Consider the following 12,206-nt stretch of genomic DNA (forward strand, 5'->3'; position numbering starts at 1 on the left):
CGACATCGTCATCCGTCCGAACTGCCACCCAAGGGCTACCCTGCGCGAGCGTGTTCAACCGCGTTCCTCCACATCACCCCGCCCTCCACTGTAATCCCGGTCATGAAAACGGCGGGAGCACTACCGCTCGCTCCCGCCGATCGAGGCCCGCGCCGATGCCGCCCGCCAGGCAGCCGATGATGAGCCCGGTCATGCCGCCGAGTCCGTGCAGCAACACCAGCGGTTCGGGGTGCGCGGCGGAGGGGTGGCAGGTGAAGTCGTGGTAGCCGGATGAGAGTGCCGCGGTGGCGATTCCCGCTCCGGCGGCGACCAACGCGGTAGCCGCCGCGAGCGCGACGAGAACCGAACGAACGAGCGAACGCATGAAAACTCCTTGTAGAGAACTGAGAATTGGGCGGTGATTGCAGTCGAGTACCGGTGATCGGCGCGGTGAAATGTCGACGGCGTTGGCCGCGACTCCGTTGACGGTGGTGTCGGTGATATCGAAGCGAAGCTCGGCGGTCGAGGGCGTCTGCCCGTCGGGGGTGCAGGCGATCAGGCCGATGCCGTCGGCGCTGCACTGTCCGAGATCGGAATTGTGGATGGTCAGGTTCGTGTGTGCGGTGCGACCGAAATTCGTTGTCACGACGCAGGTTCCGAGGTTCGCGGGAACCGCGGGGCTCAGCGCCGAGGCGGGCAGGGTGGAGTGGTGCGCACGGACCCCGTCGAGTGTCAGCGACTGGTGTGAACCGTCGGTGCTGAGGTTGTAGTTCTCGATGATGTCACCTGTGACGGTGTCGAAGTCACTATCGGTGACGGTGACCCGGCTGTCGGCCTTGCCGCTCGTGGTGACGTACTCCAGCCCATTCGCCGAGAAGTTGCCTCCACCATTGCGGAACCGATTGCCGTCGACGGTGACCGTGAGATGCTCGCGTTCGAGTGTCGCCCCGGCGATCGCGTGATCTCTTGTGCGGGAACATAGAAAATTGCGGAATCATTGCTATTTCGCACATCTGCTACCGTTGACTGGTCATGGAACGCTCCGAGGAGTCCTTGCGCTGGGGGTTGGAGCATGCCGCCCGGCTACTGGTCCCCGAGGTGTTCGAATCCTTGGTGGTGGACCGGTCGAGGGTTCTCATCAGCGAGATTCCCGAGTTCGACACCGATGCCGAGATTCAACGCTGCGTGATCGCGAGTACTCGGGCAGGCTTGCGCGGAGAGATCACGTGGGTGGCTTCTTCTGCTCAGCAGGTTCCCCCGATGCCGGAGGAGTTCCTGACACTGCCACGCGAGATGGGCCGTCGGCGGATCCCGGTGCGTTGTCTGCTGCACTGGCATCGAATCGCCCAGCGCGACAACAAGGCTTTCATCGCGCGCCTGGCCGCCGACACCGAGGATGATCCGGCTGTGCGCGAGGAGATTATCCATTGGATCGGGACGCGCATCGACACGTTGATGAGCGTGGCGCTGGAAGCCACGTTGACCGCCTACATGGCGCAGGCCGAACTGGCCGTGGAAGACGCGTTCAACCGCCACACGAGCACGATCCACGAGATCCTCCGCGACGACACCATCACCGCCACCGATGCCGAACAGATGCTCCGCTACCCGATGTCGGGCTATCACGCCGCAGCCGTGCTCTGGTCGGAACCGCGGGAGACCGCCGACGAGCAGCCAATGCCGAACTCCGGCACGGCCACCCGCAGGCTCGAGGACATCGCCCGCCAGCTGCGCGTCACCCTCACCAACACCAGCGTGCTGACTCTCGCCACAGCCGAAACGACCGTGTGGATCTGGATCGCCACCCGCACACCCTCGGCTATTGCCACCGACCAGATCGCCACCGCGCTCGCCGCCGCCCCCGGCGCCCGGGCTGCACTCGGCGTCTGCGCCCCCGGCATCGCCGGATTCCGCCGCAGCCACCGCGAAGCCCGAATCGCACGCGAATTCGCACCACTGCTGCCCACAGCCGGGCACCGCGACACGATAGCGACCCCGGCAGCCTGCTCCACTGCCGAGATGGGTCATTCGACCGATGCCGCCGGGCACCCGCGCATCGCAGCATATGTGCTGTCAGGCAACCTTTTCCGAATAGATGGAGTATCACCACATGTCGCGCATTTCCCGATCCCGCGTATCGGTATTCTGCGGGGCCCTCGCGGCACCGAGCGCGCAAGCCGTTGAGGCTCACAGTTTCAGTTGCCAGGGTGGCAACACCTTGATCATCACCTACACCCTCGACAACGGGGAGAAGCTGCCGGTATCCGCGGGTCCGGGACCGATCACCGAGGATGGCGCGACCATCTATTGCGACGGAGGAAGAGTGCACACCATCATCAACCGTTAGGCGCCCGAAATGGGTTGTGGCTGCTTCGTATCCAGACCGCACCGGCGGAACCCGCGCATCGGCAGCACGGCATCGAAGTTCCCGCGCTGATTCGATCGGCGGCGAGCAGCACTCCGTGCTGCTGGAAGCCCGGGTCCGGCGGTTGTCGGACCCGGGCTTCGGGGGCCTCGATCGGTGGGCAAAGGACTCGCGATGGCGAGTGCCGACGCCGGTCAGATCCTGAGGGTGATGATGCCGTGCGCGGAGGTGATCTCCGTCGTGCCCGGCAGCCGATGCCGAAGTGTCTGCTCGACAGCGGGCGCGTTGTGGTCCTGGAACACCACGACCGCGAGGGTGTGCGGGTCGACTATCTGGGTGGCGGCATGCGCCGCCACGGTGCTGTGCAACTCGGTGATCTCGAGAGCGCGCACGGTGTGCTCGACCTCGGTGATCGTGCTCATCATTGGGCAGCCTCCAGCGGTGTTCGCGGGTACGGGACGACGTACGGGTCTGGATCGTGAAGTGCTCGGCCATCATTCGGCTTGCGGCTGACTCACGGCGGCGAGCGCATTCTTCCCAAGTATGCAGTATTTCGCTATTGCATCCTTTAGCAAACAGTAGACCCGTGATCGTGGCGGTCGCCGGAATTGAGATCATGGTCGGATGAGTTACGGGCTGGAAGTACGCGGAGGTGAGGGCGCGCGAGCAGAGCGGGTGCCGGTGCCAGGGGCGCGTGAGGTGCGGTTCGGCAAGGCCGAGCTGCTGGCCGATGCCGATCGGCCGGGTAGTTGGTTGCTGACCGTCGACGGCGTTGACCAGTCCTACGTCGATCTGGATGATCCGACCTATCTCGAGCTGGAATACGTCCGGTACATGGGCCATGTCGTCGATTCCCTGGAACCGTCCGGCGCGCCGTTGGAAGCGGTGCATGTCGGCGGTGGCGGTGGCACGTTTCCACGCTATCTGTCCGCGGTCCGGCCCGGATCGCGGTCGCTGGTCATCGAAGCCGATACGGCCCTGGCGGAGTTCGTCGACGAGCAGCTCGGCCTGCGCTCGGTGCCCGGTGTCGAGTTGCGACTCGGCGATGGCTTGACCGAGATCGGCACATTGCCGACCGCCTCGGTAGACCTGGTGGTGGCGGACGCCTTCGAAGGGGTGCGGATGGCGGAAGGCATCACCGGTGCGGGGTTTGCTGCACAGGTCGCGCGGGTGCTGCGGTCCGACGGCATCTTTCTGTTGAATCTGATCGGCACCGGACATCAGCTGGACGAGATCCGAGCGGTGTTTCCCCATCGCGTGTTCCTCGACGGCGACGCGCTGGCCGAGTATGTCGGGAACCAAGTGCTGGCGGCCAGTCGTGTTCCCCTGCCACTGGATTCGTTGCGAGGCCGTGCGGGGCAGGGCTCGCTCCCGGTTCAGGTTTCGGTGGACTCGGCCGGTTGACGGGCTTCGCTGAGCCGAAGACGATTGCTCGACAATCGAATTCGAGAAACGCGGGTCAGCGGGTCACCGTGGTGACGCGGTGGGCTACGGGTGCGCAGTGGGGCGATCGGCGGTCGCCGCGCCCAGCACCCGGCTGACATGGCGTGCGACCGTCGGTGTCAGCCGGTGGTCTCCGATGTCGGGTAGCGCGCGCTCGACCGGTGTGATGAGGGCGATCGCCCCGGCGGCGGCCAGCGCGTCGACCGTGACGTCTGGTCGCGTATCCGTACAGCGCGCCGAGCAGCCCCGGAAGCGCCAGCGCCCCATGGCTGTAGGGGTCGGCGGGAACGGTGACCGTGCGGGTGGGCACGGTCCAGGTGGAGTGCTGGCCGGTCAGGTCGACTTCGCGCGCAATCTTGTCACGGCCGCGGCGGTGAGCGTGCCGGTCTCGGAGATCACCAACCGCCCTGCGGTGGCGGCCGTGATCGATTGCGCGGCAGCGGATTCGGTGGCATTCAATCCGATCAGGAAAACCGCGGCGATGTTCGGTCGCAGTTTCGCGATCCGCGCGGCCACCGCATACGGCCGCCCTGTCGTAAAGGGGACGATGGAACGGCCGTTGGCGCGCACACCAATAGCTCGTGCTGGACGGCCCTGGAGGATTACGCCACGCTGCTGGCCGATCGCACGGTGCTGCACGCATCCAGGCCATGATCCGATTCCAGGACCCCTTCGCGAACACCTCGAGGCGTTCCACGGCGCACGGTACGTGGGCCGCCGCTTCGTCAGTCCCTGCGGCCACCGGTTCGTCACCGCCGACCAGGGTCTGGGTCACGGCGTCCTCGCCTGCGCCTATGACGCCGTGGCGCAAGCCTTCTACCAGGACCTCCTGGGCTTCCGCCCACGCGACTCCATGCGCTTGCCCCCCGCAGTTGGTGGGTCGCCCCGCCGACGGCGACCCGGCGTGGCTGCGCTTCTACGGCGGCAACCCCCGCCACCACGCCCTGGCCTTCCTGCCCCTCCCCAACCCGACCGGCATCATCCACCTCATGATCGAGGTCGAGACCGCCGATGACGTAGGCCTCTGCCTCGATCGGGCCGCCCGCCGAACCATCCCCCTCTCGCCACCCTCGGCCGCCATATCAATGACGACATGCTGTCGTTCCACCTGAAGTCGCCGGGCGGATTCGACATCGAATTCGGCTGCGAGGGCCTGCAGGTCGACGAACCCTCCTGGACTGCACGCGAATCCACTGCGGCGAGCCTCTGGGGCCACAACTTCTCGACCGGCTCCGTGCACGGATGACGCGGTGCGATGAGATCGTGGCACGAATATCGATGATCGGGTTGCTGAATACTGCAATTGCTGAAGTGGGTTGAACAAGGGACCTTGGACCCTTATGTGTCCGTCTGCTTTCGAGCACAGTGCTGCTCGGAGCTGTGCGATCCCGCTGTTGCGAAAGCCCTGGGCAAGTGAGGTCTGCAGGTGTTGCGTACGTGTGAGCCGTGGTCGCCGGAGGCGTTTCCGGACATCGTTGTGCTCGCGCGCGGGCGGGTGCCGGTCCTGGAGCGCGAGCGGGTGGCGGGCGCGGTCGGCCGTCTGCTGATGCGCTTTCGGGTCGACAGGTCGGCCCGGATCCGGATGACGGCATCGCAGCCCGACAAGGGGCCCATTCTGGTTCAGGTGAATCTGCGACCGGCGGGCACGCCGGTCCGGGTACAGACCCTGACCCATGGTCCCGGCGACGCCCTGCCGGTGCTCGTGCGCCTGGAGCGCCAGTTGCGAACCGTGCGGAGGGCGTGGTCCCCGCGGCCTTGGCCGGACCCCACCCGGTCGTCGCTGGACGCGCCCGGACCGGGAATACTCGTGCGCCGCAAGGCCTTTGCATTGCAGACCGTCGAACCCCTCACCGCAGCGGTGGCGATGGACGCGATGGATTACGACGTGTACTTGTTCGCGGATGCCGAGACCGGTGAGGATGCGATCGTCTACCGCGCTCTGCCGTCCGGTTTACGGCTGGCCCGACAGCGTGGCGTCCACCCGCCGCGCGCCGCGATGGTCTCCGCGACCGTTCCGGTGCCGCTGATCACCTGTTCGCGGCCGGCGCCGGTGCTGACCGAGAGCGAGGCGGGCGACAGGGTACGTGAGCACGGACTGCCGTTCCTGTTCTACTCCGACCCCGACACCGCACGGGGACACCTCATGTACCGCCGCTACGACTCCGGCCTCGGCTTGATCACCCCCGTGGACACGACAACATCACCTCAACCGGAAAGGCAGGCAATAGAACTTGGCGCGTGATCTGACACAGACGCAGTTGCTGACAGCACTCGAATCGGTCGCGGCGAAGGAGGTCGACCGGCACCTGTCGATGGCCAAGGACTGGCATCCCCACGACTACGTGCCCTGGGACGAGGGCAGCAACTTCGCCATGCTGGGCGGGATCGACTGGGACCCGCGGCAATCGCGGCTATCGGAGGTCGCCAAGGCGGCGATGATCACCAACCTGCTCACCGAGGACAACCTGCCCTCCTACCACCGCGAGATCGCGGAGAACTTCTCCCAGGACGGGGCCTGGGGAACCTGGGTGGGTCGCTGGACGGCCGAGGAAGCCAAGCACAGCATCGTCATGCGCGACTACCTGGTCGTCACTCGCGGCGTCGATCCGGTCGCGCTCGAGAACGATCGAATGACGCACATGGGCAACGGATTCGCCGCCCCGGAAGAGGTCCGCGAGCACGACGGCGCGGGCTTCCTGCACTCGGTCGCCTATGTGTCGTTCCAGGAACTGGCCACCCGGGTCAGCCACCGCAACACCGGCAAGGCGTGCGACGACCCGATCGCCGACCGCATGCTCGCCCGGGTCTCCGCCGACGAGAACCTGCACATGATCTTCTACCGCAACATGTGCGCCGCCGCTTTGGATCTCGTCCCGGACCAGGCGATGGAATCGATCACCGCGGTGATCGAGAACTTCCGCATGCCCGGTTACTCGATGCCCAACTTCCGCCGCCACGGCGTGCTCATGGCCAAACACGGCATCTACGATCTGCGCCAGCACCTCGAAGAGGTCGTTGGCCCGGTGGTGCGGAAATGGAATCTGCTCGACCGCACCGACTTCGGCCCCCGCGGCGAGGCGGCCCGGGAACGACTCGCCGCTTTCCTGCACAAGCTCGAGACCGCGGACATTCCGCGGTTCGAGGAACAACGCGACCGCGCACTCGCCCGCGAACGAGCCCGCACGGGAGTGCTGGCCGGGATGTAGCCCCCGAAAGAGCGAACCCTGTGCTCGGAAAATTCAATTCGGAACGGCAGGGGCTTTCGCCGCTTGCCCGATGAGTCATGTGGAAGGCAAGTCATCGTAGAGTGGCGAAATATATTCGGGCAGTGGCTATTTCGTGCGTTTCGCCGCTCTGTGTGGACTACTCTGCGTGCCATGAATTATCGATTGCGCGCCGTGACATCGAAATCCGAATCCAACGAAGTTTCTATACGCGAATATCAGTACTCGACCTTTCCTGACATCGCCGAGGCCCTGCGCGGATACGGGGTATCCCTCGGTGCGGACCAGTTGGATGCACAGGCCTCCGGCGGCAAATGGCAGACAATGGTGGAGCGCGGGGGATCTCGAATTCAGCTGACGGTGTTTCCGGTTGCTTCGAGCCGCCGCTGACCTTGTTACGTGCTGGATCGAGTGACTCGGTCGGTGCCGCTGCTGCTCAACGCAGCGGCACCGACCACCGCAGCCTGGTACCGGTGCCGTCGGGGTTCGGCAGGATGGTGAAGGTGCCGCCCGCCTGTTCGGCGCGGCTGGCCAGATTGTTCAGCCCGCTGCTCGTGACGTCGTCCGGGATGCCGCAGCCGTCGTCGGTGACGACGATGGTGAGATCATCGGCGACATCGACTGCGACGGTGAGTGTTTCGGCACCGGAGTGCCGTACGGCGTTGCTGACCGCCTCGCGGACAACGGCTTCGGCATGGTCGGCCAACGCGGCATCGACCACCGACAGCGGTCCGGAGACGCGCAGCGATGTCCGCATCGCGAGATCGCCGGTGTGCTGCTTCAACACGTGTTCGAGGCGTTGGCGCAATCGAGTGCTCTGGTTGCCCCCGCCGTGCAGATCGAAGATCGAGGTGCGGATCTCCTGCACCACATCTTGCAAGTCGTCGATCACCGTGGTCAGCCGTCGACGTGTTTCGGGATTGTGGGTTCGTGCGGCGGTGCCCTGCAGCGTGAGACCGGCCGCGAAGAGCCGCTGGATGACGTGGTCGTGCAGGTCCCTGGCGATCCGGTCGCGGTCGGTGAGCACATCGAGTTCGCGCATGCGTCGTTGCGCCCCGGCCCACTGGATGGCCACCGCGGCCTGATCGGCGAAAGCGGCTGCCAATTCGAGAATCTCGTCGGCGAACCGGGGATCGGTGTCCCGCCTGCACATGACCAGCACGCCGAAGGTGGAGTCCTGGCAATGCAGGGGAGGATCAGCGCCGGACCCGCAGCCGTGATCGGCTTACCCAGGTCGGCATGGCCCACCTCATCGAGCCGCAGCGGCACCCCTTCGGCGAAAACCCGGCCGATGGCGGTGTCGGTCGTCTGCACGGTACGGCTGCCCGGCCCGTCGCCCGGGCCCGACCAGTGCGCGATGCGCAGTTCGGCGATTTCGGCGGCCGAGCAGTCGAGTTCATCGGCGACCGCGAGGAAGGCCCGCTCGGAACCGGTGAGCGTGCGGACGCGGGCGACCACCTGGGCCAGGACGGTATCGGCGTCGGTTCCGGCCAGGAACTCGGTGGAGATATCGCGCGTCGCCGCGATCCACTCCTGCCGGGTGCACGCCGCCTCGTACAGGCGCGCGTTGTCGATGGCGGTGCCCGCCGCGGCCGCCAGCGCCTGCACGATCACCTCGTCGTCCTCGGTGAACGACGATCCACCGGCCTTCTCGGCCAGATACAGATTCCCGAAGACCTCCTCGCGAATGCGCACGGGCACACCGAGGAAGGACCGCATATGCGGATGATGGTCGGGGAACCCGACCGCGGCCGGATGATCGGCGAGATTGTCCAGACGAATGGGTTTGGGCTGGTGGAACAACAAACCCAGCACGCCCTGGCCCTCGGGCATATCACCGATGCAGCCCGCCGTGGCCTGGTCGACACCCTCGTAGACGAACCGTGACAACTGTTCCTCGTGCCCGAGCACTCCGAGCGCGCCGTAGCGGGCGTCGACCAGACTGGTAGCGGTGCGCACGATGGTGTGCAGCGTCTGATCCAGATCCAGCCCGGAGGTCACCGTCAGCATGGCCTCGACCAAGCCGTCCATCCGGTCCCGGGCGTCGATGATCTGATCGACCCGATCCTTCACCTCGCCGAGCAGCTCCCGCAGCCGCAGCTGCGCGAGCGTCTCACGCACCGAGTAGGAATCATCGCGGGGTTCCACGGTCATAGCGGTGGTCCTGGGTTCAGCGGATGCACGTTCGGCAGGCCACCGCACGGCATCGAACAGTATATTCCGACTACTACGCAGCGTCGTTTACTATCCGTCCAACTGGTAGCCGCGACGTCGGTTTCCACCGTCTCGGGATGAACGTCCGCATATGCGGACATCAGTTCCTGTCGCCCGGGTCATGAATCGCCCAGCAGCGCGGTGATGTCGGCGGCGAGTTGAGCGGGTCGCTCGGCGGGCAGGAAATGCCCGGCGTCGGGGTAGAGACGGAATTGGGCGCCCGGGATGATGTCGGCCGTCCGTCGGCCGACATCCACGGAGAACAGCGGGTCGCGATCACCCCAGCCGACGAGGGCCGGTACCGATACCGCGGCGAGGGCGTCGCGGACGGGGACGTAGAGGGACTCGATACGGCGCAGGCTCTCCCCGAAGATGTAGTTGATCGCGTGCGCCTGTGTGCGGTCCCCGACGAGCGGGACCGGATCCAGGCCCGGGTTCGGCCGCCCGGTGCCGCGCCGGACGAGCTGGCGTAGCGCCCAGGGGGAGAACAGAATTCGTTGCGCGAGGGGTCCGACTCCGCGGACCGGCACCAGCGACAGCGGAAACGGTATCGGGGTGTCGGGAAAGGCGTTGGTAGCGAACACGGCCAGATGCGTGACCCGCTCGGGGGCTCGGGCCAGCAGATGTGCCGCGACCGGCCCGCCGAAATCGTGTGCGACGAGCGCGAACCGTCCCACGCCCTGTCGATCCAGGCCGCGCAGAATGCATTCGGCCTGTGCGGCGGCCAGATACTCCTCCGGATCGGCGGGCGGCGCGTCACCGCCGAAACCGCGCAACATCGGAGCGATGGTCGTGTGTGCGCCGAGCCGAGAGCGGACCGCGTCCCAGATCGTGGCCGAACCCGGGATACCGTGCAGCATCACAACCGTGGCCATCGACGAATCGTATCGACGGACGGGTCGAATCCCGCTCAGCCCGGTGCGGCGGGTCGACACGAAGCGAAGCCGCGACCCGGCAATCGCCCGGAACGGCCGCTGGTCGCGGCCTACCGACCGGCTCGCATGGTGAGTTCGAGATTGTTGCCGGTGCGGAGGGTCCGCTCCCAGCGGGTACGAAAGACGCCGGAAGGACGCGACCCCCGATCCTCGGGTGGCACTTGACCACACGCCTGGAACGATCGTGCGCGACCCTGGGGGCGAACGCTTCCACGACGGGGGTCCAGTGGCCCTTGGTGATCGGCTGGGAGCAGTCGCGCGTCCGTTCGTAGGCAGCGGATTCAGATCCGGTACCAGGTCGATTCATCGGCATTGCCTCGGCTTCGCGACCCCGTGGTGAGTCGTCCGGCAGTCGGTGGAACCGCCGGCTCGGTGGTTTCGGCCCGCCAGGTGGCCAGCGATTCCGTGACGGCGGTGCCCGGCGCGGCGGCGTTTCGCGCAGCGTGCGCGGCGGCGGCCCCGGCGCCCTCACCAACGCTGAAGCAGGTTCCCATCACTCGGGTCGAGGCGTGCGCCTCCGCGGTGGTGCTCATGCACCGGCCGACCACTCGGACGTTGTCGAGATCCTGCGGTCGGGTCGCATCCGAGGGCACGCCGTAGAGCGTGTCGTCCGGAAGCCACTCGATAAGCGTTCCGCTGCCGCCCGGATCGTGAATTTCCAGCGGCCACGCCCCATAGCCGAGGTCGGTCGCGGTCCGCCGCCCGCCGCGCAGCATGTCCGCATCGAGGACGAGACGCCCTGCGAGGCGCCGGGATTCGCGAATGCCGAGATGGCTGGCGACAGCCGACACATGGGCTTGCTCGAAACCTGACACTCGTTCGATGAGCCAGCATGCGTACTCGCGCACCTGACGGCAGGCCGCGGCCTCGGCGGCGGCCAGCTCGTCGACATCGGTGCCGTTCACCCGCACACGGGTCATGTTCACGACCACCTCACCGTCGTGGACGGTGGGATAGAAGCTGCCGCTCGTGCGCGGCAGGTCGTAACGGCCGCCGGCGGCGTCGGCTCGCATTCGGTCGTTGAGTTCGGTACGGGACGGACCACGAGCGCTGTCCACACCCGCCATCCGGAAGATCAGGGTCGCGGGCTGGGTCTGGTTGCCGGGCTGCTGCCGGCATTCGATGCCGAGGCGTACGCACAGTGCCGCGTCCCCGCTCGCGTCGATCCACTCGGCCGCTGCGATGCGACGGGTTCTCCCCGGTGTGACAACGGTGGCGGTCTCGGCCCGTCGGCCGGTTCGGGTGGCGGCCACCAGTGTGCTGTGCGTGAGCAGGCCGACGCCGTGCTCGGCGACGATGTCGTCGTAGACGGTTTTGAGTACGTCTGGGTCGTAATGCACGAGAGTCGTTGTGCCGAATGGTGATTGATAGCACGCACCGAGCCGGCGAAGTCGGTCGACTATGGTCCCGCCGAACCAGGCGGGTACCGGCCGGGGCGCGGCGGACCGGGTGTACATGCCACAGAACACCCCCATCGCGGCTCCTGTGCCGAGGCCACCGAGGAACCCGGACCGCTCCACGAGCAGGACTCTTGCTCCGGACCGTGCGGTGGCGGTGGCTGCGGCGAGCCCGCTCGTCCCGGCGCCTACGACGCAGACATCGGCTTGATCAGTGGTGTCGTACAGGAGCCGTTTCTCTTTTGCGGGGCAGTGGGGCGTGTAATCGGGCATCGTTCATGTCTGCGACAAAAGTATTTTCGGTGCAAATGGTCAATGCCGGATGCTCCCTACTGCAGATCGCGAATGCCGAGGCAGTGGAATCCGGGCTCGGCTGGGTCCAAATTCAAGGGCTCCTGTTCATCGACGCACTCCCTATGTCGATGCGGCTCAGAATTACATCAACACATTGTCGTAGCTGTATGAGCGTGCGTAGAGAGAGCGGATCCCGGACGGCAATATCGACCCGAGCACGGTCGGTGCTCACGTAACGCATGATCCGGGCGATACCGTCAGGGTGAGCGCCGTTTCCACGTTCGGTGGCAATGCCGTTAACTTACGCGTTGGTGTAGGCAGATCTCGGCCGGTTTGTCGTGGTTGATGTTGTTGC

General features: G+C 66.2%; 12 protein-coding genes and 2 pseudogenes. 7 read left to right on the top strand and 7 right to left on the bottom strand.

The genetic code is table 11. The features are described from left to right. Positions 1-100: 100 nt before the first annotated feature. Positions 101-625: a hypothetical protein gene (locus tag NS2_RS36760; RefSeq protein WP_033087489.1), complete on the bottom strand. Its 525-nt coding sequence runs from the start codon at positions 623-625 to the stop codon at positions 101-103. Between the two features lie 467 nt (positions 626-1,092). Here NS2_RS36760 and NS2_RS11460 point away from each other — a divergent pair, with 467 nt between their 5' ends. Then, positions 1,093-2,163, top strand: a complete 1,071-nt coding sequence (locus tag NS2_RS11460; RefSeq protein WP_235263954.1) for an RsbRD N-terminal domain-containing protein — start codon at positions 1,093-1,095, stop codon at positions 2,161-2,163. Between the two features lie 34 nt (positions 2,164-2,197). After that, positions 2,198-2,326, top strand: coding sequence for a hypothetical protein (locus NS2_RS37365; RefSeq protein ID WP_256255317.1), 129 nt, complete (start codon positions 2,198-2,200; stop codon positions 2,324-2,326). 212 nt (positions 2,327-2,538) lie between these two features. Here the strand turns inward: NS2_RS37365 and NS2_RS11465 are convergent, their stop codons facing one another. Beyond that, positions 2,539-2,766, bottom strand: a complete 228-nt coding sequence (locus tag NS2_RS11465) for a hypothetical protein (RefSeq protein WP_143161206.1) — start codon at positions 2,764-2,766, stop codon at positions 2,539-2,541. A 331-nt stretch (positions 2,767-3,097) separates the two neighbouring features. Between NS2_RS11465 and NS2_RS11470 the strand changes: the two genes are divergently transcribed. After that, positions 3,098-3,748: a spermidine synthase gene (locus NS2_RS11470; protein ID WP_143837552.1), complete on the top strand. Its 651-nt coding sequence runs from the start codon at positions 3,098-3,100 to the stop codon at positions 3,746-3,748. A gap of 84 nt (positions 3,749-3,832) precedes the next feature. Here the strand turns inward: NS2_RS11470 and NS2_RS11475 are convergent, their stop codons facing one another. Together NS2_RS11475 and NS2_RS11480 are read right to left on the bottom strand one after the other, a co-directional pair. Next, positions 3,833-4,054 carry a hypothetical protein gene (locus tag NS2_RS11475; protein WP_036545551.1) on the bottom strand — a complete coding sequence of 74 codons (222 nt, stop codon included), beginning with the start codon at positions 4,052-4,054 and terminating at the stop codon, positions 3,833-3,835. Between the two features lie 66 nt (positions 4,055-4,120). Continuing rightward, positions 4,121-4,426 (bottom strand): hypothetical protein, encoded by a 306-nt coding sequence (locus NS2_RS11480; RefSeq protein WP_186817590.1) that lies wholly within the window; start codon positions 4,424-4,426, stop codon positions 4,121-4,123. On the opposite strand from NS2_RS11480, the pseudogene NS2_RS11485 reads away from it, so the two are divergent. From NS2_RS11485 to NS2_RS11500, 4 genes and pseudogenes are all read left to right on the top strand, one after another. Next, positions 4,426-5,033: pseudogene (locus NS2_RS11485) on the top strand (VOC family protein); the annotation flags it as partial. The gene NS2_RS11480 and the pseudogene NS2_RS11485 overlap by 1 nt on opposite strands. Before the next feature lie 231 nt (positions 5,034-5,264). After that, the gene (locus tag NS2_RS11490; protein ID WP_231992989.1) at positions 5,265-6,029 is read left to right on the top strand and encodes a sigma 54 modulation/S30EA ribosomal C-terminal domain-containing protein; all 765 of its coding nucleotides are present in this window, start codon (positions 5,265-5,267) and stop codon (positions 6,027-6,029) included. Further along, positions 6,019-6,993, top strand: a complete 975-nt coding sequence (locus NS2_RS11495; RefSeq protein ID WP_033087484.1) for an acyl-ACP desaturase — start codon at positions 6,019-6,021, stop codon at positions 6,991-6,993. Before NS2_RS11490 ends, NS2_RS11495 begins: the two co-directional genes overlap by 11 nt. Before the next feature lie 171 nt (positions 6,994-7,164). Continuing rightward, entirely contained in the window at positions 7,165-7,401 is a 237-nt protein-coding gene (locus NS2_RS11500) for a hypothetical protein (protein WP_143161209.1), read from the top strand. 46 nt (positions 7,402-7,447) lie between these two features. Here the strand turns inward: NS2_RS11500 and NS2_RS11505 are convergent. The 3 genes and pseudogenes from NS2_RS11505 to NS2_RS11515 all read right to left on the bottom strand — a co-directional run bounded on the left by NS2_RS11505 (position 7,448) and on the right by NS2_RS11515 (position 11,830). Continuing rightward, positions 7,448-9,165 (bottom strand): annotated as a pseudogene (locus tag NS2_RS11505) (sensor histidine kinase). A gap of 179 nt (positions 9,166-9,344) precedes the next feature. Then, positions 9,345-10,100, bottom strand: coding sequence for an alpha/beta fold hydrolase (locus NS2_RS11510; protein ID WP_033087483.1), 756 nt, complete (start codon positions 10,098-10,100; stop codon positions 9,345-9,347). A 341-nt stretch (positions 10,101-10,441) separates the two neighbouring features. Further along, entirely contained in the window at positions 10,442-11,830 is a 1,389-nt protein-coding gene (locus NS2_RS11515; RefSeq protein ID WP_071811659.1) for an FAD-dependent oxidoreductase, read from the bottom strand. Between the last annotated feature and the right edge of the window lie 376 nt (positions 11,831-12,206).

The sequence above is a fragment of the Nocardia seriolae NBRC 15557 genome, from assembly GCF_007990715.1.
Taxonomy (GTDB): domain Bacteria; phylum Actinomycetota; class Actinomycetes; order Mycobacteriales; family Mycobacteriaceae; genus Nocardia; species Nocardia seriolae.

Bases quoted from the DNA above. Each gene is read 5' to 3' on its own strand.
- NS2_RS11500 (WP_143161209.1), top strand. From the start codon at position 7,165: ATGAATTATCGATTGCGCGCCGTGACATCGAAATCCGAATCCAACGAA.
- NS2_RS11465 (WP_143161206.1), bottom strand. From the start codon at position 2,766: ATGAGCACGATCACCGAGGTCGAGCACACCGTGCGCGCTCTCGAGATC.
- NS2_RS11510 (WP_033087483.1), bottom strand. From the start codon at position 10,100: ATGGCCACGGTTGTGATGCTGCACGGTATCCCGGGTTCGGCCACGATC.
- NS2_RS11515 (WP_071811659.1), bottom strand. From the start codon at position 11,830: ATGCCCGATTACACGCCCCACTGCCCCGCAAAAGAGAAACGGCTCCTG.
- NS2_RS11475 (WP_036545551.1), bottom strand. From the start codon at position 4,054: ATGGGGCGCTGGCGCTTCCGGGGCTGCTCGGCGCGCTGTACGGATACG.